Below are 23,328 nucleotides of genomic sequence, written 5' to 3'. Positions count from 1 at the left end.
GCTGATGATCCGCAGCGCCACACATTCCATCGCATCACGCGCGTCTGCCGCGTGCATACCGGTCTTCGCCGCCACACGACACCATTGTGTAACACGTGGTAATTAGCATCTCGCCGTTGATATGACCGGTGCGCACCCGCGCCTGTGTCACGTCATCACATCCACGGAGAGACGTTATGCGAAACTCGGCCCTACGGCCTTTCGCGGTCGTTGGTCTGATCGCGCTGACAGCACTCCTCGGTGCCTGTAACGACGACGTGACGGCACCCGCCGCTCCCGTCGCGCAGCAGAAGGCCGCCTGCGGCGGCGGCGTGGTTGCCACCGCGCAGATGCACTGCCCGCCCGGATTCACCGCACCTGCTTCCTCGCCCGCTTCCTGATCCCGGCTGTTTCCACCAGAAATCCAATCAAGAGCAACCAGCATGGCCACCCATTCGCGACGCGACTTTCTGAAGTTCTCCGCCGGCCTCGCCGGCGCGACCGCCGCCACCGCACTGCTGCCCGAATCGATCCGCAAGGCGCTGGCGATCGAGCCGAATTCCGTCACGGGCACGATCCAGGATGTGCAACACATCGTCGTGTTCATGCAGGAGAACCGTTCGTTCGACCACTACCTCGGTCACCTGAGCGGCGTGCGCGGCTACAACGACCGCTTCCCGGTCACGCTGCCGAACGGCAAGCCGGTGTGGTTCCAGCCGCGGCAGGAAGACAAGACGAGCGTGATCGCGCCGTTCCGCTACGACACGACCAACCCGGGCGTCAACGCGCAGTGCATCGGCGGCCTGCCGCATACGTGGGCGACGACGCACGGCGCGATCGACAACGGCCGCGCGGACCAATGGGCGGTGCAGAAGTCGAACATGACGATGGGCTACCACGTCCGCGACGACATCCCGTTCCATTACGCACTCGCGGATGCGTTCACGGTGTGCGACAACTACTTCTGCTCGATCCCGGGCAACACGCACCCGAATCGCATGTACCTGATGACGGGCATGGTCGACCCGCTCGGCACGGGCGGCGGCCCGCTGCTCGACAACACCGACTACATCGACAACCAGTTCGACAAGATCCAGTTGCCGCCCTTCAGCTGGACGACCTACCCGGAGCGCCTCGAGAAAGCGGGCATCTCGTGGCAGATCTACCAGCAGGGCACCGGATTCGACAACTTCACCGGCAACTACGGCACGAACATGCTGGCGTGTTTCAACAACTTCGTGAATGCGCCGGCCGGCTCGTCGCTGCAGACGCGCGGCATGAGCACGCGCCCGATCACGCAACTGAAGGCCGACGTGCAGGCGAACGCGCTGCCGCAGGTATCGTGGCTGCTGCCGCCCGCCGCGTATTCGGAGCATCCGAAGTTCACGCCGCTCTACGGCGCGTACTACCTGTCGACGATTCTCGATGCGCTGACGTCGAATCCGGACATCTGGAGCAAGACCGTCCTGCTCGTCATGTACGACGAGAACGACGGCTTCTTCGATCACGTCGTGCCGCCGTCGGCCCCGACGCTGCCGGGCTCCGGCATGAGCACGGTGGATGTGTCGCTCGAGCGGCACAACGTCGTGACCTCGACGCAGACGGGCACGTACACGGCCGACAACCTGCCGTACGGCCTCGGCCCGCGCGTGCCGATGTTCGTGGTGTCGCCGTGGTCGAAGGGCGGCTTCGTGTGCTCGCAGGTCTTCGATCACACGTCGGTGCTGCAATTCATCGAGAAGCGCTTCGGCGTGATGGAAACGAATATCTCGCCGTGGCGTCGCGCGATCTGCGGCGACCTGACGTCGGCGCTCGACTTCTCGAAATCGGATGCCACGCTGCCGACCCTGCCGAGCACGCAGGCGTATGTCGCGCAGGCGGACCTGCAATGTTCGCGCGCGTCGTCGCAGACCGCGCCGGCCAGCACCGCGCAGCAGGTCGTGACGGCACAGGAGGCCGGCACGCGGCCGGCGCGCGCGCTGCCGTACGAACTGCACGTGACGGGCCAGCTCCAGGCGCAGGGCTACGCGCTGACGTTCGCGAACACCGGCACGCAGGGCGCACACTTCTGGGTCTATACGGGCGACCCGACCGCGATGCCGCGCCGCTATACGGTCGAAGCGGGCAAGCAGCTGACCGATACGTGGGCGCTCGACGCGAACGGCAACTACCTGGTGAGCGTGTGGGGGCCGAACGGCTATTTCCGGCGCTTCGCCGGATCGGCCGCGGCGGATGCCGGCGCGAAGCCTGAAATCACGCCGTGCTACGACACCGCCAACGGCGACGTGTACGTGACGATCGCCAACGCGGGCACCGGCACGCTCACGGTCACGGCGACCGATGTCGCATATGGCGGCGCAGCGCGCACGCTGACGGTTCCTGCCGGGCAGCGCGTCGAAGCGCACTGGGACCTGTCGTGCAGCAGCCACTGGTACGACCTGCAATTCGTCGTGGCAGGGAACGCGGGCTGGACGCGCCGCATCGCGGGGCACGTCGAGACCGGCAAGGCCAGCGTCACCGACCCGGCTGCGGTCGCGCCGACGATCGCGGCGATCTGACGGCACCTTCGCGCGTGCCGGCCGCTTGCCGGCACGTGAGGCGGGCATGACGGCACACTCGCGGCGCATCGAGGATGGGTCGATGGGGTGCTTTCACGGGGGAGCGCGCGGTTTCTGACGCCGCGAGCGTTTCGTCAGTCGTGAAAAAGGCGCCGGGTGGCGCCTTTTTCATTCGTCGCGCAAGCAAGACGCATGGATTCCGGATTGAATCGCGATCGCGCAATCAAATCGGGCGAAATATTGCATATTGGTCGCCGTCGAGTTTTTCCTTGTACCGGTAGTCATGGAGCGTCAGGTTGACGGGCTGGAGGAATTTTTCATTGGCGGCCTCCTGTTCGTTGTTGGCGCGCGTATTGAACAGATTCGACGAATTTGCGGAGTTCACCAGCGAATCGAGACCCTTCGCGTTCCAGTCGAGGTGCCCTCTGAGCACATAGAAGTGCATGATCCCGCATTGCTGATGCGCCCAGAAATCGTGCCACATGAACGAATCGGGCCGCCATACGGAGTTGTGGCTTTCGAAATACGACGCCCCGCTCATCGGCATGCACTCGGGGGTCGAGATGATGATGTATCGCGATCGATAGTTCAGAAACTCCAGCAAATCGCGACCGTGCGAGTGACGCATGTGTTCAATGACATCGCCCAGAATGACCGTATCGTACGAGTCGCCGGATCGTTCATAAAGCGTGTCGCTGACCCCGGAGATGATGTCGTCGTAGCCGTTCTCGATCAGGAAGGGATGCGTCTCCTCATCGCATTCCAGCGCCGTGAAATGACAATCCGGCACGACCTTTTTGAGCAAGCGCCCGTATTTCCCGCCACCGGCTCCGATGTCCAGAATCCTGTTCGGGTTGATTGACTTGACCAGATGCTGAGTGAGCTGATCGAAGGTTGGCCACGAATATCCGATCTGTTCCAAGCTGATCTCCCGTTAAGGCTGGTTTGAGAAATGAATCGCAGTCGTGTAGCGGATCCACGTATTCGACGTCGGTTTGCCGTCGCCGGCAACCAACCGGGCATCGATCGCGCGCCGTCGCCCGATTCCGGACGACGACGCAAACGCCGCGATCAACGGTTCGAGGCCCCACCGCACTGCATTGCGCGCTCTTTTCCCGACATGCCACAAACCGTATGGGACCCACATCCGGTCGGCGTCAGCCGCTCCAGACGAAGGCGCTAGTGCAGCAGCCCGTCGTCGTGCGCCATCATCAGCGCCCGCATCGCAGACCACATGCCGTAGTAATGCACGATATAGCTGTCCGCGCGACGAAACAGCCAGGGCGTGTTGACGCGGACGAGATCGGCCACGCCTTCGCCTGCCAGTTGCCCGTCACGCTCCATCGCGCGAATGAATTGCACCTGGTCGCCGTCGCTCGCATAGACGCTCGACCGGTCGTGCAGCGCGGCGATCGTCGTCATCATGTCGCGCAGCATCGAATCGTTGCGCGCGGTGCGCCGGAACGCCATCACCCCGGAGTTGAACGCCCACTGGCCGATGTCGTGCGCGAGCAGCCAGTCGCGCCCTTCGAGCAGCGGCTCCAGCGCTTGCTGCTGATCCGCGATCAGCACGTCGGCGTCGATCCACACGACCCATTCATGATGCTGCAGGTACGCATGCAGCAGCCACGGCTTGAACCAGTTGCCGGTCGCGTTCAGGCCGATCTCGGCGGGAATGTCGCGATGCACGTAGAGCGTGTAGCCGTGTGCGTCGCAGTAGCGCCGGACATTCCGTTCGGCGATGCGCGCATAGCTGCCGATGTTCGGCGTGTAGAGCATCATCAACGCGATCGGGCGGCCCGGATTGAAGGTGCTGCGCTCGGCGGCTTCGTCGGGCGTGTCGGCGGTGTCGTGATCGAACGAGAACAGTGGCCGGCCGGCGGCGCGGCATCGATTGACGTACGCGACGAGCGTGTCGCGGAAACGGGCCGTCGTGCCTTTGCGTTCGGGATCGTGCGGCGTGTCGTCGATGCTGATCGCGAACGTCGGTTCGCGGCCCCACATCGGATCGAGATCGGGGCTGGTCGGCATGACCGGATACAGCCCGTCGATCGGCGTCATGTAGCGATGCGTGTCGAGTTCCGCGAACAACGCGGCTTCCGAGGTCAGCCGCGGTTCACCGCCGAGCCTGCAGCGCTGCACGAGCCGCATCACGATCGCCCGAACGGCTGCCGTATTGCGCCAGATCTGTACGTCGACCTGCGGCAGCGGGGACGCGAACGCATCGACGAACAGCATGTCGCGGCCGCTCATCAGGCGATCGAGCGCGACGGGCTCGATGATCGCCGCGTCTTCGCTGAGCAGCAGCACGAGTTCGTCGGGCTGCGCGCCGCGCAGCACGTGGAGCAGTGATTCGTAACGATAGAGCGGCCGCAACGGCAGCGCCTGCGGCATCGCGGAGGCATCGACGAACGCGTGACGATAGCCGTGCGCGCGTGCGTACTGCCGGTGATTTTCGAGGCTGGCGGGCGCGTCGTGACAGAAATGGCTGAGGACGATCATCGCGCGCTCCGAAGGCCGCGCAGCGGATGGCGGCGGGCGCCGGGCGTGGCGTGTTTTCGCGCGGCATCGCGGCCCGGCACGCTTTCCTGCGCGTGCCGCCCCTGTTCAAGATGGATTGCCCGGAAGACTTGCGCGACGTCGCGTTCCATTCTGTCAGCCATTGTTTCAGCAGCGTTGCTGCAAGGTCGTTTTCTGCCCGCCCTGGATGCCGATACCGCCCGGCAACCCGGTAGCGCGGCCGGTCGCCGGAGTATCGCACAACCGTCTCGCGGATTCGCAGGCGCCGGCCGCGCGCTGACCATCCCTGACAGTGTGCGGCCGGCGCTCCGCTAGAATGCCGGGTTGCCGCCGGCGTGCGCTGCTTGACGCGGTCGGCGTTTCGCGCGCTACACTGCGTCCATTCCATCCCCATCCATCCTTCCATCCCGCCGACGATGACGTCCCCTGTCCTGAACGGTCTGCGCATCGGTATCACGATCGGACTGCGTGCCCCTGACGAAAGCCTGTGGATCAACGGCATCAAGCAGAACGCGCTGTTTCTCGCGAAGCTGCTGATGGCGTCGTCGCACGGTTACCGCGTGACGCTGGTCAACACCACCGATGTGCCGCTCACCGATGCGCTGCCGTGGGATCGCAGCGTGTACGACACGCGTGCGTTCGCCGACGTGAAGGATGCGCTCGACGTGGTGATCGAGCTCGGCGGGCAGATCGACGGCGAGCAGACGGCTTACCTGAAGGCACGCGGCGCGAAGCTCGTCAGCTACTGCTGCGGCGTCGAGTACATCAACGCGATGGAATCGATGCTGTTCGGCCGCCGGCTGTGGGATTCGCTGTTCATCAACCGCGGCTACGACGAGGTATGGGCGATTCCGCAGATCGCGCCGTCGTCGCTGCCGTTCCTGCAGTCGCTGCGCCGCTGCCCGGGGCGCGTCGTGCCGTTCGTGTGGGATCCGATGTTCCTGAGCGCGCGCGCGCAGTCGCTGCCCGAGCGCGGCGAATACCGGCCGCGCAGCGAGCCCGGCAAGCGGCTGACGGTGATGGAGCCGAACCACAACGTCGTGAAGTTCTGCGTGTATCCGATGCTGATCATCGACGAAGCGTATCGTCGCGATCCCGACGCGATCTGCTTCACGCACGTGACGAACGCCGACCGCCTCGCGCACGACAGCCCCGAGTTCGTGATGCTGATGAACTACCTGGACATCGTGCGCGCGGGCAAGGCGAGCTTCGTCGGGCGCTTCGATACGCCGCTGTTCCTGGCCGACCTGACCGATATCGTCGTGTCGCATCAGTGGTCGAACCCGCTCAACTATTTCTATTTCGACGTGTGCTGGCAGGGCTATCCGCTCGTGCACAACGCGAGCCTCGCGCCCGATCTCGGCTACTACTATCCGGACAACGACGTGCAGCAGGGCGCCGATGCGCTGTTGCGCGCGCTGCACACGCACGATGACGACTGGGAAGCGTACACGCGGCGCCAGCGCGAGATCCTCGGCCGCTATACGTCGGCGAATCCGGCACTCGTCGCCGAATACGACGCGCTGCTCGCGAACCTGGTCGGCGCATCGGCCGCATAAGGCCCGATTTTTCGCGCGGCGCATACCGTTGCGCCGAATCCCGCCATCGGGATTGTCCCGCCCTCATGTCTGACGAAATAATGCCGTTAAAAAAGAAACCGCCGAACCCGATCGGTTCGACGGTTTTTGAAGGCACGAATTTGACGGCTCCGAGGGAAGTCCGTCAGAAATCATTTTAGAGGTTAACAAGTCTTTAAGATTGTTAAAAATGTTTCGATCGATAATCATCATATGATTTAAATTGATATTATTGATTCATGGCTGCTCGATTCTGTTTAGAAATTTAATAATTCGTTTGAAACGAGAAAATTGAATGCTGCGATGATCGAATGACGTGCGGCGGACGATTTTCAGCGCAGGGCAGGCCGGGCGGCTGGCCGTCGCGGTGGGCCTGGCGGCGAGCGAGTGCGGTGCTTCCCGGGCCGGTATTTATCGGATCAATTGAAAATTTCCTGATTTGCGAGGCATGCAAAATGCGGGAGAATCGATTCGGGTAAGGTTGTTTAGATCGAACAAATAAACGACATCGGGATCGGGGTTTGGTAATTCGCATTTGTGTGGTCTGTCGCACAGTCGGGATCGCGCGGGCATGGTGTATTTCCAGTAACTGAATATCGTTGAAAATATCGAATTTGACGGCGCGCCGAAGCGAAAAGTACGCTCCCGGAAAAGATCGACATAACAGGATGGGCCGGGTAGGCGGCGGAGCGCGTCATGATCGGCTTGCTCCGCATGTTTCTTGAGGTCGAGCCGCTCGCGGCGGCTCGCCATTTGCCGGAGCGCCGGATGAATGCGGTCGAAGCTCGCCTGGTGGCGAATCGGGAAGCGAATCGTGACGAAATCGATCTCGTCTTCGGCGCGCCCGACGATCATCCCGACCTTGCGTCGGTACGCAGTTTCGTGGAAAGCAGGCTCGGGTTCGCGCAAGAGCCCGTGTGCCGGGCCGACCTGTCGGGTGGTGTGCTGTATCAGGAATGCCTGGCGCGATTGCGGTGGGGCGAGCGCGAGGCGCTGCCGCCGCTCGCGTTCCTGCCGCGCCTCGAGGCGCTCGGGCTGATGCGGTGGTTCGACCGGCTCGTAGTTGGCCGGACGATCGACGCGCTGCGTGCCGATCCGGCTGCCGTCTACGGTTGCAATGTGGCGGCGGCAAGCGCGGTTGTCGATGACGCGTGGCTGGCCATCTTCAGGCGGCTCGAGCGCGAGCCGTCGGTCGCGGCGCGGCTGGTGGTCGAGATCACGGAGACGGGGCCGCTGAATCCCGTCGCGGGCCGTTCGTTCGTGAACCGCTTCCGGCAGGCCGGGTGCCGTATCGCGATCGACGATTTCGGGGTCGGTTTCAGTGCATTGAACAACCTGGTGGTCGGCAATCCCGACATCGTGAAGCTCGACCGGTCGATCCTGTCGATGATCAAGCGCAACGCGATCGGGCGCTACCAGTTCCGCAGGCTGATCGCGTTCGCGCATGAGGGCGCGCGGCACGTCGTCGTAGAAGGCGTGGAAAGCGAGGTTGACCGGCAGATCATCGTGGATGCCGGCGTCGCGTGGGCGCAGGGCATCCGTTTTTCATGGCGGTCGCCGGCCGCCGCGTGACGGCGCGGGAACAGGCGCGGTGGCGTGCATGATGCGCGCCGGTGTCGGGCATGGCCGGCGTGTCGCCGGAACGAATCGCAAAGGGGCGTGGGCATGGCGGGGACGAAGGCCGGAGGCGGAACGGGCACGCAGGCGGCCGGTGCGCGCGACCTTGTCGCGATCGCCGAGCTGGCCGACATGCTGTGGCAACTGGGCGCCGAATCGACCGACGTGCCGATCGACGTCGCGCCGTATCTCGACGGCCTGAAGGCCATCGCGCGTCGCATTCAGCGAATGAAGCCGCTCGACGCCGGTAGCCGCGAGCTGGCGGCGCGACACTATTACGCGGGCGTCATCGCGGGTGCGTGCGGTGAAGAGTCGGCGATCGCGCGTGGCGTCGCCGACAGCCTCGTCAAGCAATCCGGCGGCGCCAGCCGGCTGGCGGCGCATTGCTTCGCCGTGCTTGCGCGGACGGGGCGGTGGCACGGCCGTGTGTTCGCCGCGCAGAGCGGCGATCGGGTACTGGTCTAGCGCCTGTTCACGCCGGTCACGGGCGCTGGCACGGCGCGATGGGCGCCGCGCGCGTCGTCATCGTCTGCGCAAAGCGACCCGGACTTCAGGCCAATCGATCGATCCCTCCCTCCCGAATCCGCCGAGCACGCACGCTATTGCGTGCTCGACCGCGTGGTCGCGCCGTCAATCACCCGCAGGATCGCGTCGAGTTCGCCCTGGATGGGCGGCCGGCCGGTCTCGATCGGCGCCTCGGCCAGAACTGCACAGTGCCGGTCGATGACGAACGACCGCGGATCGAATCGATTACGACGAAATCGCGGACGGCCAGATTCACGGGCGGTCGCGTGGACGAAGGCGGTCAGCCGAGCGCGCGGCCGGCGAACAGCCGCTGGATCTGCGCGGAATACGCGTGGACGTTGTGCTCGGCGAGCGTGTCGACCTGGTGCAGGCAGCGGCGGGCCGCCGCTGCGTAGTCGTCGAGCCGCGCGTCGTGGGTCTGCGCGGCGGTCGCGATCGCACGTGCCGCATCGAAGATCTCGAAGTCCGGATAGTAGTAGCCGACGTCGCGCAGGAACGGCGAGTTGTGCACGAGCGGGTAGTTGCCGTACAGCGCGTCGTACAGCAGGTAGTTGAGGCCGTTTTCCCAGTGGTGGGACACGACGATGTCGGTGTGATGCGCGGCCCACGCGACGAACGGCGCACGCACGTCGGCGGTCGCCTTGCCGTCGCGCACCATTTCGAGCCCGAGCGCGAGATGCTTGAAGGCGACGTTTTCCTTCTTGTCGAACGTGTTGGTCATGTACACGTGTTCGACGAGTTCGGGGTGCTCGACGTAGCACGCGTTCGCGGCGAGCATCGGCACGATCGAACTCTTCACGACGTTCAGGTTCGGCTCGAAGAACGCGATGCGCTTCGCGGGGCCATGGTTGCGATAGCCGAAGCGCGCTTTCAGTTCAGGATCGGCGTCGAGGCTGCGCTCGATGAAATACGGCGACCAGATGTGCGGCAGCTCGATCACCGGCGCGCGATAGACGGCCTGGAAGTAGGCCGCGCACGTGTGCATGTGCTGCGGGTTGGTCCAGATCTCGTCGAACTGCACGCGGTGCGGGTTCGGGCGCCAGTCGTTCTTCTCGAAGTTGATCGTCTCGACCGCGATCACGTAGTCGTTGCCGAAGCGGTACGACACGCACTTGCCGCCGCGCTGGCGCACGACCTCCGTGTGGGTCGGATCGATGAACGCATTCATCTCGATCAGCAGGTCGGTCTGGTGGATGACGGCCGACAACGGCCGCAGCGCGTCGCCGAACGCGTCCATCATCAGCGCCTGCGGATACTCGGTGATGCCGTTGTCGTGCGTGAGCCAGACCTCGCCGATCAGCGGCGACTGCTTCAGCAGCATGTACAGGTACACGCAGTGCTGGTTCGCGCCGTTGTACCAGATCGACTGCGTCGCATCGCGCTGCACGTTCATCGTTATCGCGACATTGAGTTTCATCAGTTGCTCCGTGGTGCGGACGATGCGCGGATTACGGCGTGCCGCTCGGCGATGTGGACGGCGCGTAGCCGGTCAGGCGCCACTGGCCGGCGTCGAGCGGCTCGAGCCCCATTGCAGCGTCGCTGAGCAGCGTGTCGGCCGACGTGCCGATGGATTGCGCGTGCGCACCGATCGCGATCGGCGCGACGTCGCCGCCGATCGGCCATGTCGCGCGGGCGACGGGCAGGCGTGCGGTTATGTCGGCGTCCGCAAAGGGCGGCCGCGTCATGCGTCGCGATAGAGGGTGGTGATCGCGTCCGTATAAGCGGCGACGTTCTCGGGGTTGTAAATGCTGACCGAGCTGAGCACGTGCTTCGATTGCTCGCGGTACGCTTCGAGGTTCGCGTCGTGTTCGGCGAACGCCTGCAGCAGCGCGCGGCCGCCGGCCTGGCAGTCGAAGTCCGGATAGAAATACCCGGCCTTGCCGAGGAACGGCGAGTTGTGGATCAGCGGGTAGTCGCCGTACAGCAGCTCGTAGTACACGTAGTTCTGCGCGTTTTCCCACGTGTGCGACACCACCGCATCGCCGTAGGCCGCCATGAATTCGTACACCGCGTAGCGGCTTTCGAACGTCGTGATCCCGTGGTTCACGATGTCGAGGCTCTTCGCGAAGTGGACGAACGTCGCATGTTCCTTCAGGTGCAGCGTGTTGCACACACGCACGAACTCGAGGAAATCAGGCTTCGCGCGATACGCTTCCTCCGTCACCAGCATCGGGATGACGCTCGTCTTCACCATGCAGATGTTCGGCTCGAACATCGCCACGCGCCAGCGCGGCTTGCCCGGCTGATAGCCGAACGACCAGCCTGCGCCGAGCGTCGCGCGGGCCTTGTCGAACAGCATCGGGTGCCAGATGTGCGGGACGATCGTGACGGGCGCGCGCAGGCCCGTCTGGTAATAGTGCAGGCACGAGCGCTCGAATTCGGGAATCGTCCACACCGCATCGTATGGCGCGCCCGAGAACAGGAAGCCCGACGGCTTGTCGAACATCGCGCGTTCGATGTCGATCACGTAGTCGTTGCCGACTCGCATCGTGACGACCTTGCCGCCGCGCTCGCGGAACGCGCGCAGGTAGTCCGCGCCGAACTGCGCACTCATTTCGATCAGCACGTCGCAGCGCTGCATCGCTTCGTCCATCGACAGCAGCGGCACGTCCCATTCGCCGAGCATCATCTGTGGATCGGCGATCTGCTCGCCGCCGTTCACCATCACCGCTTCCGCGACGAGCGGCGACTGGCGCAGCAGCAGGATCAGCAGCAGGCAGTTCTGGAAGATGCCGTTTTCCCACAGCGACTGGCCGGCGCCGCGCACGAACAGCGACACGCCGACGACGAGACGCTTGCCCTCGCCGGGCGCTTGACGGGCATTGGAGTCCGACATGCGTATTCTCCGGTTCAGGCGACCAGACGCGAGACGAACGCGTCGAGGTTCGCGGGGTTGTCGATCGAGACCGACTGCAGCAGCCGGCCGGCCTTCGAGCGGTAGTCGTCGAGGCGTTCGTCGTGATGCAGCCACGCTTCGAGCAGCGCACGGCCGCCCGCGGCGGAATCGAAGTCCGGGTAGTAATAGCCGGCGTCGCCGATCAGCGTCGAGTTGTGGATCAGCGGATAGCCGCCGTACAGCACGTCGTAATACAGATAGTTCTGCCCGTTTTCCCAGTGGTGCGACACGACCGCATCCGCGTGGCGCGCCATGAAGCCCGGCAGGTCGAGGCGCGGCTCGAAGGTCGCCTTGTGCTGGCGCACGAGATCGAGGCTGTTCGCGAAGTGCACGAAGGTCGGATGCTCCTTCATGTGCAGCGAGTTCACGACGAACATGTGCTGGACCGCGTCAGGACGCGCGCGATAGAACTCGTCGCACGCGAGCATCGGGTAGTGGCAGGACTTGGCGACCGAGATGTTCGGCTCGAGCATGGCCAGTTGCCACGGGCGGCGGCCGGGCCGATAGCCGAACGTCGCGCCTTCCGCGGCGAGCGCGGCGATGCGGCGCTCGAGGAAGTACGGCGACCAGATGTGCGGCATCAGGTGGACCGGCGCACGCAGGATGGTCTGCAGCATCGGCGCGGCCGTCTTGTCGTATTGCGGCAGCAACCACACTTCGTCGAACGGCGCACCGTTGAAGACGTGTCCCGACGGTTTGCCGAAGATCGGGGTTTCGCACAGGCCGGCGTACACGTGCCCGCAGAAGAACGCGGCGATTTTCTTGCCGAGCGCCTTCATGTGCCTGAGCCATTCGACCGGCAGCTGTGCGCCCATTTCGATCACGACGTCGAGTTCGTGCGTGACGTCGGCGGGCTTGACGAGCGGGATGTCGAGGCCGTCGAGTTCGAGGCCGGCCGGCAGTGCGTTGGCGTCGCCGCCGTTCAGGAAGTAGACGGGGCCGACGCGATCCGAGCGCTTGAGCATCATCGCGAGGAACGCGATGTTCTGGTGTATGCCGTTTTCCCAGATCGCCTGGCCGTCGCGCGCAAACAGCGAGATGCCGACGGCCGGCCGTTGCTTGCGAGTGCCGCCCGAGGCGGCTTCATTGATGTCCGTCACCGGTTGGTTTCCTCTGCGGCGTCGTGCGTCCGGGCGTGGCGTCGAGCGCCTGGCCTGGAAGCGGCGCGCCGTGGATTGTCATGAGTGGATTCGCGCCGGTGCGCCGCGGCAGGCGAATCGTGTGACGTGGATCGCGGGGGCGGCAGCCGGATTCCGGCGTGTCGTCGGGCACGCCTGGCACGGCGCGCGATTCGGGCAGGCAGCCCCGGCGACTGTCTGCGGCGATTGTGGCATGGAAACCGCCGGTTTGTGGAGGGACCTGACGAACTTTGACATAGCCGCCGGCCAACGGGAGCGGGGCGCCGGCGAAGCGGCGCCCGGGTGGTCCGGCGGCGGTCAGGTGCCGGTCCGGCGCGGCGCAGGCGGCCTGCCGAAGCGGGGCGCCGCGTGCGGCGGCGGTGCGCTCAGTGCTGCAGGCGGATTTCGACGCGGCGGTTGCTGGCGCGGCCTTCCGGCGTTTCGTTGGACGCGACCGGATCGGCCTTGCCGCGGCCCGAGACCGTCAGCGAGTCGGTCTTCAGGCCGTGCGCTTTCAGGTATGCCGCGACGGATTCGGCGCGGCGCTTCGACAGCGCGAGGTTGTAGTCGTCGCTGCCCACCGAATCGGTGAAGCCGGTGACGCTCACCTGCGAGTACGTGTGGTCCGCGCGCTCGCTCAGCAAACGGTCGAGCGATTCGCGCGCGGTCGGGGCGAGCGTCGCGTGGTCGGTCGCGAACAGCGCGTCGCCCGACAGATTGACCTGTTCGACGACGGCAGCCGCCGGCGTGGCGGCCGACGCTGCTTCGGCCGGCGCGGCGCCGCACTGGAACACGAGCGTCGCGGGATCGGATTTGTCGCGCAGCGCGCGGGCCGAGTCGAGTGCGCGCACGGGCTCTTCGCCGCAAATCTTGCGGGCGGCCTTCATGCAGGTCTGCGGGCCCGACAGCAGGCCGTGGCAGTCCACCTGGAAGGTGCGCACGCCGTCGCGCGGCTGCAGTTCGGAGGCGCTGAAGGTCGGGCCGGATGCGGTCGAGCACGCGGCGAGGGCCGTTGCGGAAAGCGCGAGCGCAAGAGCGAGTTTGTTCACGGTTACATCCTCAATGCTTGGGTTGACTGAAGCCCGCCACGGTTTGCGCGGCGGGCTCGTCTGGCCGTCGGGGCCGCCGCGGGCCGTCCGGCTGGCGAGCCGGGCGGCCTGGCGGCGCGACGCGTTACTTCCACTGGTACAGCATGCCGGCGCCGATCACCTTCTGACCGCCGCTGAAGCCGCCGTTGATCGACGCCTTCAGGTTCTCCGTGATGCGGGCCTGCATGTTGACCGCCATCGCCTTCTGGCCGAGGAAGGTCGACGTACCCACGCCCATCCCGAAGTTGGCGTCGCGATCGAGCTGCGGGATCGACGCCATCGCGCCGACGGCCGCAATACCCTGCTTCGCCATCTGGTCGGTCTGCTGCAGTTGCGAACCCAGCGAGTTGATCTGCGCCTGCTGGCCCGACAGTGCCGTCGACAGCGTCGTCTGCACCTGCGTCAACTGGTTCACGTTCACCGCGTCGGTGCCTTGCGTACCCGGCGCGACGTTCGTGATCTGGCGCTGCTGCTGGTCGTTGCCGACCGACACCACGTTCGAGCGGCCGCCGTCGTTGGAGCCCGCGCCGATCGCCACCGAGTTCGAACCCGCGGTGACGGTCGGGACGTCGGTGCCCTTGCCGTTCATGTCGGCCGCGATGCCGTTGTTGTTGGCGGTGCGCGTGTTGTTGTTGTTGATCGTCGTCGACAGCGAGTTCAACGTGTTGTTGATGTTGGTCACGCCGGTCGACAGCGACGCCACGTTGCTGTTCGTCGTGCTCAGGCCGGTGGACAGCGAACCGATGCCGGTCGAAGTCGACGTCGACAGCGAGTTGACGTTGCTGTTCGTCGCGCTCAGGCCCGTCGACAGCGAGTTGATCGCGGTCGAGGTCGACGTGGACAGCGACGCCACGTTGCTGTTCGTCGCGCTCAGGCCGGTGGACAGCGAGTTGATGCCGGTCGACAGCGACGCGACGTTCGACGCGGTTGACGTCGACAGCGCATTCACCGCGTTGTTCGTCGCGTTGAGCTGGCTGCCGTTGATCGCGTCCGTGCTGCTGGCCGAGATCTGGCCGGCGGCGACGTTCGTGATCTGGCGTTCCTGGCCCGGTGCGCCGACGCTGAGCGGACCCACTGGCGAGCTGCCCGCGAAGAAGTACTGGACGCCGCCGATCGTGGCACTCGACACGGCGACCGCAGGACTCGTGACCGAGTTCATGCCGATTGCGACGGAGTTCGCGATGTTGGCCGTTGCGCCTGAACCGAAGGCCAGCGCACCTGCGCCGCTTGCCGTTGCGCCCGCACCGAAGGCCTGTGCGTTGGCCGCGTTGGCCACCGAGCCGTTGCCCAGCGCGATCGTGTTGTCCGCGGTGGCCTGGTTCGAGCTGCCGAGGGCGAGCGCGCTGGCACCGTTGGCCGTGTTCGCGTTGCCGAGCGCCACTGCGCCGTTGCCGGTCGCCGTGTCGTTCGCGCCCATCGCCACCGCGCCGGTACCCGTTGCGATGCTCGGGTCGCCGATTGCCACCGCGCCGTCGCCGCTTGCCGTGTTGCCGGAGCCGATCGACACGGCCTTGCCGCCCGTTGCCGATGCGTTCTGGCCGATCGCGACCGCGCCTGCCGACTGCGCGTTCGAACCGTCGCCGACCGCGACGCTGCTGGTGCCTGCTGCGCTGGCGTTCACGCCGGCTGCGATCGCGTTGGTGCCCGTCGCGCCCTTGTTGTCGTAGTTGCCTTGCTGCACGCCGTTGTCGTTGACGCTGTAGTAGTGCGTCTTCGCGTCATTGATCGCGGTCGAGGTCGAGGTCGACAGCGACGACACCGAGCTGTTCGTGCTGCTCAGGCCGGTGGACAGCGAGCCGATGCCGGTCGACGTCGACGTGGACAGCGACAGGATCGTGCTGTTCGTGCTGCTCAGGCCGGTGGACAACGAGTTGATGCCGGTCGAGGTCGACGTGGACAGCGAACCGATCGAGCTGTTCGCCGACGACAGGCCGGTCGAGGTCGAGGTCGACAGCGAGCTGATCGAGCTGTTGGTCGAGGACAGGCCCGTCGAGGTCGAGGTCGACAGCGACGACACCGAGCTGTTCGTGCTGCTCAGGCCGGTGGACAGCGAGTTGATGCCGGTCGAGGTCGAGGTCGACAGCGAACCGATCGAGCTGTTGGCCGACGACAGGCCCGTCGAGGTCGAGGTCGACAGCGACGACACCGAGCTGTTCGTGCTGCTCAGGCCAGTGGACAACGAGTTGATGCCGGTCGAGGTCGAGGTCGACAGCGAGCCGATCGAGCTGTTGGCGGACGAGAGGCCGGTCGAGGTCGAGGTCGAGAGCGAGCCAATCGAGCTGTTCGCCGACGACAGACCCGTCGAGGTCGAGGTCGAGAGCGAGCCAATCGAGCTGTTAGCCGACGACAGACCCGTCGACGTCGAAGTCGACAGCGAGTCGATCGAGCTGTTGGCCGACGACAGGCCGGTCGACGTAGAAGTCGACAGCGAGCCGATCGAGCTATTGGCCGACGAGAGCCCTGTCGAGGTCGAAGTCGAGAGCGAACCGATCGAGCTGTTAGCCGACGACAGGCCCGTCGAGGTCGAAGTCGAGAGCGAACCAATCGAGCTGTTAGCCGACGACAGACCCGTCGAGGTCGAGGTCGAGAGCGAGCCAATCGAGCTGTTGGCCGACGAGAGACCGGTCGACGTCGAGGTCGACAGCGAACCAATCGAGCTGTTAGCGGACGACAGACCCGTCGACGTGGAAGTCGAAAGCGAATCGATCGAGCTATTCGCCGACGAGAGACCCGTCGACGTGGAGGTCGACAGCGAACCAATCGAGCTGTTGGCGGACGACAGACCCGTCGAGGTCGAAGTCGAGAGCGAACCGATCGAGCTATTGGCCGACGACAGGCCCGTCGACGTGGAAGTCGACAGCGAACCAATCGAGCTGTTAGCCGACGACAGGCCGGTCGACGTGGAGGTCGAGAGCGAACCAATCGAGCTGTTAGCCGACGAGAGGCCCGTCGAGGTCGAGGTCGAGAGCGAACCAATCGAGCTGTTGGCCGACGACAGACCCGTCGAGGTCGAGGTTGAGAGCGAGTCAATCGAGCTGTTAGCCGACGACAGACCCGTCGACGTCGAGGTCGACAGCGAACCGATCGAGCTATTGGCGGACGAGAGGCCGGTCGACGTGGAAGTCGACAGCGAGCCGATCGAGCTGTTAGCCGACGACAGGCCCGTCGACGTCGAGGTCGACAGCGAACCAATCGAGCTGTTAGCCGACGAGAGGCCGGTCGACGTCGAGGTCGACAGCGAACCAATCGAGCTGTTAGCCGACGACAGACCCGTCGACGTGGAAGTCGACAGCGAATCGATCGAGCTATTCGCCGACGAGAGGCCCGTCGACGTGGAGGTCGACAGCGAGCCGATTGAGCTGTTGGCGGACGACAGACCCGTCGAGGTCGAAGTCGAGAGCGAACCGATTGAGCTGTTGGCCGACGACAGACCGGTCGAGGTCGAAGTCGACAGCGAACCAATCGAGCTGTTAGCCGACGACAGACCGGTCGACGTCGAAGTCGACAGCGAGCCGATCGAGCTATTGGCCGACGAGAGACCGGTCGAGGTCGAGGTCGACAGCGAACCAATCGAGCTGTTAGCCGACGACAGGCCGGTCGACGTGGAGGTCGAGAGCGAATCGATCGAGCTATTCGCCGACGAGAGGCCCGTTGACGTCGAAGTCGACAGCGAGCCGATCGAGCTGTTAGCGGACGACAGACCCGTCGACGTGGAAGTCGACAGCGAGCCGATCGAGCTATTGGCCGACGAGAGACCGGTCGACGTGGAGGTCGACAGCGAATCGATCGAGCTGTTGGCCGACGACAGACCCGTCGAGGTCGAGGTCGAGAGCGAGCCGATCGAGCTGTTGGCCGACGACAGACCCGTCGAGGTCGAAGTCGAGAGCGAACCGATCGAGCTATTCGCCGACGAGAGGCCCGTCGACGTTGAGGTCGAGAGCGAATCGATCGAGCTATTGGCCGACGACAGACCGGTCGACGTCGAGGTCGAGAGCGAACCAATCGAGCTGTTAGCCGACGACAGACCGGTCGACGTGGAGGTCGAGAGCGAACCAATCGAGCTGTTGGCCGACGACAGACCCGTCGACGTGGAGGTCGAGAGCGAGCCGATCGAGCTGTTGGCCGACGACAGACCGGTCGAGGTCGAAGTCGAGAGTGAACCAATCGAGCTGTTAGCGGACGACAGGCCGGTCGACGTCGAAGTCGACAGCGAACCGATCGAGCTGTTAGCCGACGACAGACCCGTCGAGGTCGAAGTCGAGAGCGAATCGATCGAGCTGTTAGCCGACGACAGACCGGTCGACGTGGAGGTCGACAGCGAACCAATCGAGCTGTTGGCCGACGACAGACCGGTCGACGTCGAAGTCGACAGCGAGCCGATCGAGCTATTGGCGGACGAGAGGCCGGTCGACGTGGAGGTCGAGAGCGAACCGATCGAGCTGTTGGCCGACGACAGACCGGTCGAGGTCGAAGTCGACAGCGAACCGATCGAGCTGTTGGCCGACGAGAGACCGGTCGACGTGGAAGTCGACAGCGAATCGATCGAGCTGTTAGCCGACGACAGACCCGTCGAGGTTGAGGTCGACAGCGAACCAATCGAGCTGTTAGCCGACGAGAGGCCGGTCGACGTGGAGGTCGAGAGCGAACCAATCGAGCTGTTGGCCGACGACAGACCGGTCGACGTCGAGGTCGACAGCGAGCCAATCGAGCTGTTAGCGGACGACAGGCCGGTCGACGTCGAAGTCGAGAGCGAGCCGATCGAGCTGTTAGCCGACGACAGGCCAGTCGAGGTCGAAGTCGACAGCGAATCGATCGAGCTGTTAGCCGACGACAGACCCGTCGAGGTGGAGGTCGACAGCGAACCAATCGAGCTGTTAGCCGACGAGAGGCCGGTCGACGTGGAGGTCGACAGCGAACCAATCGAGCTGTTGGCCGACGACAGACCGGTCGAGGTCGAAGTCGACAGCGAACCGATCGAGCTATTGGCCGACGACAGGCCCGTCGAGGTCGAAGTCGACAGCGAATCGATCGAGCTGTTGGCGGACGACAGGCCGGTCGACGTGGAAGTCGAGAGCGAGCCGATCGAGCTGTTGGCCGACGAGAGACCGGTCGACGTCGAGGTCGAGAGCGAGCCGATCGAGCTGTTGGCCGACGAGAGACCCGTCGATGTCGAAGTCGACAGCGAGCCAATCGAGCTGTTAGCGGACGACAGACCGGTCGACGTGGAAGTCGACAGCGAACCAATCGAGCTGTTCGCCGACGACAGGCCCGTCGACGTGGAAGTCGAGAGCGAATCAACCGAGCTGTTAGCCGACGACAGACCGGTCGACGTCGAAGTCGACAACGAACCGATCGAGCTATTGGCCGACGAGAGACCCGTCGAGGTCGAAGTCGACAGCGACGAAATGGCGCTGGTCGCGCTACCAACCTGGGCGGCGACCGAATAGAGCTGGCTGCCGTTGACCGCGTCGGTGCTGCTCGACGTTACCTGGCCGGCGGCGACGTTGGTGAGTTGTCGCTCGTTCTTGTCGCTGCCGAGGCTCACTGTGCCGACCGGCGAAGTGCCTGCGAAGCCGCCGAACGTGACGCCGCCAACGGTCGCGCTGCTCGTGGCAGTCGCCGTGTTGGTCTGCGAGTTGGCGCCGAGCGCAACGGAATTGTTGGTGCCGGCGACGGCGCCGGTGCCGATGGCGACGGCGTCGGTGCCGGTCGCGGTGCTGTCGGCGCCGGTCGAGTTCGCGTGGAAGTACTTGATGCCCTGGCTGTTGATGTTGTTGATCGCCGAGCCGACGCTGTTGGCGGTCGTCGTCGTGCCGTTCGCGTTGTAGGTCGTGTACGCCGGTGCGGAGACCGTCCCGGTCGTCGGATCGTACTTGGACCCGCCGCCGAGTGCAGACGCCGTGCTGTTGCCGAGGTTGTCCGTCTTGACCGTGACCGAGCTCAGGCCGGTCGACAGCGAACCGATCGAGCTGGTGGCCGACGAGAGGCCGGTCGACGTCGACGTGGACAGCGACAGGACCGTGCTGTTGGTCGAGCTCAGGCCGGTCGACAGCGAACCGATCGAACTATTGGCCGACGAAATGCCGGTCGACGCGGAGGTCGACAGCGACGTGACGCCGGTGGACAACGACGAGATCGAGCTGTTAGCCGACGAGAGACCCGTCGACGTGGAGGTCGAGAGCGAACCGATCGAGCTGTTAGCCGACGACAGGCCGGTCGACGCGGACGTCGACAGCGAAGTAACACCGGTGGACAGCGACGAGATCGAGCTGTTGGCCGACGAGAGCCCCGTCGACGTGGAGGTCGAGAGCGAGCCGATCGAGCTGTTCGCCGAAGAGAGGCCAGTCGACGCGGAAGTCGACAGTGACGTGACGCCGGTGGACAACGACGAGATCGAGCTGTTGGCCGACGAGAGACCCGTCGACGTGGAGGTCGAGAGCGAACCGATCGAGCTGTTAGCCGACGACAGGCCGGTCGACGCGGAAGTCGACAGCGACGTGACGCCAGTGGACAGCGACGAGATCGAGCTGTTAGCCGACGAGAGCCCCGTCGACGTGGAGGTCGAGAGCGAACCAATCGAGCTATTGGCCGACGACAGGCCCGTCGAAGCGGAAGTCGAGAGCGACGTAACACCGGTGGACAACGACGAGATCGAGCTGTTCGCTGACGACAGACCGGTCGACGTCGAGGTCGAGAGCGAGCCGATCGAGCTATTCGCCGACGAGAGGCCCGTCGACGCGGAAGTCGACAGCGACGTAACACCGGTGGACAGCGAACCGATCGAGCTGTTAGCCGACGAGAGACCCGTCGACGTCGAGGTCGAGAGCGAACCGATCGAGCTATTCGCCGACGACAGGCCGGTCGACGCGGAAGTCGACAGCGACGTGACGCCAGTGGACAGCGAACCGATCGAGCTATTGGCCGACGAGAGCCCCGTCGACGTCGAGGTCGAGAGCGAGCCGATCGAGCTATTCGCCGACGAGAGGCCCGTCGACGCGGAAGTCGACAGCGAAGTAACGCCAGTGGACAGCGAACCGATCGAGCTGTTAGCCGACGAGAGCCCCGTCGACGTGGAGGTCGAGAGCGAACCGATCGAGCTATTCGCCGAAGAGAGGCCCGTCGACGCGGAAGTCGACAGCGAAGTAACACCAGTGGACAGCGACGAGATCGAGCTGTTGGCCGACGAGAGCCCCGTCGACGTGGAGGTCGAGAGCGAGCCGATCGAGCTATTGGCCGACGAAATGCCGGTCGACGCGGAGGTCGACAGCGACGTAACACCGGTGGACAGCGAAGAGATCGAGCTGTTGGCCGACGAGAGCCCCGTCGACGTAGAGGTCGAGAGCGAGCCGATCGAGCTATTGGCCGAAGACAGGCCGGTCGACGCGGAAGTCGACAGCGACGTGACGCCGGTGGACAGCGAACCGATCGAGCTATTCGCCGAAGAGAGGCCCGTCGAAGCGGACGTCGACAGCGAAGTAACGCCAGTGGACAGCGACGAGATCGAGCTGTTAGCCGACGAGAGCCCCGTCGACGCGGAGGTCGAGAGCGACGTAACACCGGTGGACAGCGAACCGATCGAGCTGTTGGCCGACGAGAGCCCCGTCGACGTGGAGGTCGAGAGCGAGCCGATCGAGCTATTAGCCGACGACAAACCGGTCGAAGCCGACGTCGACAGGCTCGTGATGCTAGACGTCGTCGTGCTCGCGACCGAGTAGAGCTGGCTGCCGTTGATCGCGTCGGTGCTGCTCGAGGTGACGAGACCAGCGGCAACGTTCTGGATCCGGCGCTCGTTGCCTGCCGTACCGACGCTGACGACGCCGTTGGCACCGTTTGCGCCGGCAAAGTTGCTGAACGTCTGGCCACTGATCGTGGCCGAGCTCACCAAACCGGTGCCACCGGTCGCCGTGTTCGCCGCACCAATCGTCGCCGAGTTGTTGCCAAGGGCAACGGAGTTTGCCACGTTGGCCACCGACAGGTAGCCGAGCGCCAGCGCGTTGCCGGCCGAAGCGGTCGACTGGTAGCCCATCGCGATTGCATTGCCGTTACCGCTTGCGGTCGCGAAAGACCCGATCGCAATATTGCCGGCTTGGGACGCCGTGGTTGTCTGGCCGATTGCAACGCTCTGGAGCGCACTTGCCGTGGCGACGCCAAGCGCCACGCTGCCGCCGCCGGCAGCGCTGGCATTGACACCGATCGCGGTCGCATAGTTCGCCGTCGCGGAACTGCCGTTACCGTAAGCGGAAGCCGCTGCCGAAGCGCCGCCCGCATACGTCGACGCGCCGATCGCGGTCGAACCCGCGGAAGCCGCCGTCGCGCTGCTGCCGATACCGACCGAACCCTGACCCGTCACGCTGTTGGCACTGCCCAACGCAACCGCGCCCGTGCCGTTCGCCGAGTTGCCATTGCCGAGCGTGACCGCACCCGTGCCGCTGGCCGAGTTGCTGGTGCCGAGCGCAACCGCGCCGTCGCCGCTGGCCGTCTGCGCGCGACCGATCGCCACGGCGCCGCCGTTCGCGGAACCGCTGTTGGCGGTCGTGCCCGACGAGCCGATGGCGACGTTCTGGCCCGTCGCGCCGGAGGTGACACCGTCGCCTTGCGCGATGCCGTACGCGCCATTGACGGTTGCACCGCGGCCGACCGCGATACCCGAGGTGGCGGTCGAGGCGACGGACGACTGCCCGCCGATCGCGATGCCGTCCGAAGCGGCCGACTGAGCGCCCTTCGTGGCGTTGCTGCCGATTGCGATCGAGCCCGCGCCCGATGCGAGGGTCGAGTTTGCCTGCGACAGCGGTGTCGTGCCGTTGCCGCCCGCGCCGCCGATGGCGACCGAGTTCAAGGCGCTCGCCGTCGAGCCGAAGCCGAGGGCGGTTGCACCGGCGCCGCTGGCGGTGGTTTCGAGGCCGGCCGCGACGCCCCACAGGCCGGCCGATGACTGCATGCCGGTGGCAACGGCGCCGTTGCCGTTCGCCTGTGCGAATGCGCCATAGACGGTGACACCGGTCCAGCCGTTGCCGTTGGAGTTACATCCGGCCACGACCGAATACGTACCGGAGCCGTCGCCGGCCTGGTTTTGCGTGCCGCCCGGGTTCACGCGGCCGACCGCGCTGTTGCTCCCCGTGAAGCAGGTCTGCTGTGTGTTGATTGTATTGGCCTCGGCGAGGCCGGGCAGGCTGATCGCCAGCGCCGCGACTGCGGCGACCACGACAGCCGACTTGTTCGGCTTGCCCCGTGCCGAATCGATTTCCGATGCCGCGACCCAGGCGCCAAGCGCTTCGTTCCAGATCGAGCGGTATGTGCGGTTCATGTCCTGCTACCTCCAAATGTGCACGCCACACACCGGTCTCTTTCGTTAGAGGATTACTCCGTGCGCTCGCGCGAATCTCAAAATTGATGGGCGGAGTTTATTGGATGGCGATTTTTGAGATTGACAAAAAGTGATAAATGAAGGGT

The 23,328-nt window shown here is 65.0% G+C and carries 13 protein-coding genes; 4 read left to right on the top strand and 9 right to left on the bottom strand.

Annotated elements, in window-relative coordinates; genetic code table 11:
* The first annotated feature begins 422 nt into the window (after window positions 1-422).
* A complete protein-coding gene (locus tag LGN19_RS30365; protein ID WP_226218840.1) occupies window positions 423-2,537 on the top strand; it encodes a phosphocholine-specific phospholipase C in 2,115 nt (704 codons plus the stop codon).
* Window positions 2,538-2,760: 223 nt separating this feature from the next.
* Here LGN19_RS30365 and LGN19_RS30360 read toward each other — a convergent pair whose 3' ends face one another.
* From LGN19_RS30360 to LGN19_RS30350, 3 genes are all read right to left on the bottom strand, one after another.
* Window positions 2,761-3,459: a class I SAM-dependent methyltransferase gene (locus LGN19_RS30360; protein WP_226218838.1), complete on the bottom strand. Its 699-nt coding sequence runs from the start codon at window positions 3,457-3,459 to the stop codon at window positions 2,761-2,763.
* Between the two features lie 257 nt (window positions 3,460-3,716).
* Complete coding sequence (locus tag LGN19_RS30355; protein ID WP_226218836.1) at window positions 3,717-5,039, bottom strand: galactosyl transferase GMA12/MNN10 domain protein; 1,323 nt, start codon at window positions 5,037-5,039, stop codon at window positions 3,717-3,719.
* Window positions 5,036-5,188 (bottom strand): hypothetical protein, encoded by a 153-nt coding sequence (locus LGN19_RS30350; protein ID WP_174962940.1) that lies wholly within the window; start codon window positions 5,186-5,188, stop codon window positions 5,036-5,038. Before LGN19_RS30350 ends, LGN19_RS30355 begins: the two co-directional genes overlap by 4 nt.
* A gap of 285 nt (window positions 5,189-5,473) precedes the next feature.
* Here LGN19_RS30350 and LGN19_RS30345 point away from each other — a divergent pair, with 285 nt between their 5' ends.
* From LGN19_RS30345 to LGN19_RS30335, 3 genes are all read left to right on the top strand, one after another.
* Window positions 5,474-6,616: a DUF2827 domain-containing protein gene (locus LGN19_RS30345; RefSeq protein WP_122947980.1), complete on the top strand. Its 1,143-nt coding sequence runs from the start codon at window positions 5,474-5,476 to the stop codon at window positions 6,614-6,616.
* Window positions 6,617-7,402: 786 nt separating this feature from the next.
* Complete coding sequence (locus LGN19_RS30340; protein ID WP_174962951.1) at window positions 7,403-8,206, top strand: EAL domain-containing protein; 804 nt, start codon at window positions 7,403-7,405, stop codon at window positions 8,204-8,206.
* A gap of 93 nt (window positions 8,207-8,299) precedes the next feature.
* Window positions 8,300-8,716 carry a hypothetical protein gene (locus LGN19_RS30335; RefSeq protein WP_226218834.1) on the top strand — a complete coding sequence of 139 codons (417 nt, stop codon included), beginning with the start codon at window positions 8,300-8,302 and terminating at the stop codon, window positions 8,714-8,716.
* A gap of 340 nt (window positions 8,717-9,056) precedes the next feature.
* Here the strand turns inward: LGN19_RS30335 and LGN19_RS30330 are convergent, their stop codons facing one another.
* The 6 genes from LGN19_RS30330 to LGN19_RS30305 form a co-directional block, all read right to left on the bottom strand.
* Entirely contained in the window at window positions 9,057-10,193 is a 1,137-nt protein-coding gene (locus tag LGN19_RS30330; RefSeq protein WP_122947978.1) for a DUF2827 family protein, read from the bottom strand.
* A gap of 31 nt (window positions 10,194-10,224) precedes the next feature.
* Window positions 10,225-10,461, bottom strand: a complete 237-nt coding sequence (locus LGN19_RS30325) for a hypothetical protein (RefSeq protein WP_226218833.1) — start codon at window positions 10,459-10,461, stop codon at window positions 10,225-10,227.
* Window positions 10,458-11,612 (bottom strand): DUF2827 domain-containing protein, encoded by a 1,155-nt coding sequence (locus LGN19_RS30320; RefSeq protein WP_226218831.1) that lies wholly within the window; start codon window positions 11,610-11,612, stop codon window positions 10,458-10,460. The genes LGN19_RS30325 and LGN19_RS30320 overlap by 4 nt, the downstream gene beginning before the upstream one ends.
* Before the next feature lie 14 nt (window positions 11,613-11,626).
* Window positions 11,627-12,772, bottom strand: coding sequence for a DUF2827 domain-containing protein (locus LGN19_RS30315; protein WP_226218829.1), 1,146 nt, complete (start codon window positions 12,770-12,772; stop codon window positions 11,627-11,629).
* Window positions 12,773-13,176: 404 nt separating this feature from the next.
* Window positions 13,177-13,839, bottom strand: coding sequence for an OmpA family protein (locus LGN19_RS30310; RefSeq protein WP_122947974.1), 663 nt, complete (start codon window positions 13,837-13,839; stop codon window positions 13,177-13,179).
* A 124-nt stretch (window positions 13,840-13,963) separates the two neighbouring features.
* Window positions 13,964-23,182: an ESPR-type extended signal peptide-containing protein gene (locus LGN19_RS30305; RefSeq protein WP_226218950.1), complete on the bottom strand. Its 9,219-nt coding sequence runs from the start codon at window positions 23,180-23,182 to the stop codon at window positions 13,964-13,966.
* Window positions 23,183-23,328 lie beyond the last annotated feature (146 nt).

This window comes from Burkholderia sp. AU30198 (assembly GCF_020419825.1).
Lineage (GTDB): Bacteria > Pseudomonadota > Gammaproteobacteria > Burkholderiales > Burkholderiaceae > Burkholderia.
Note: the sequence above shows the minus strand (reverse complement) of the source record. Positions and strands in the feature narration are given on the sequence as shown.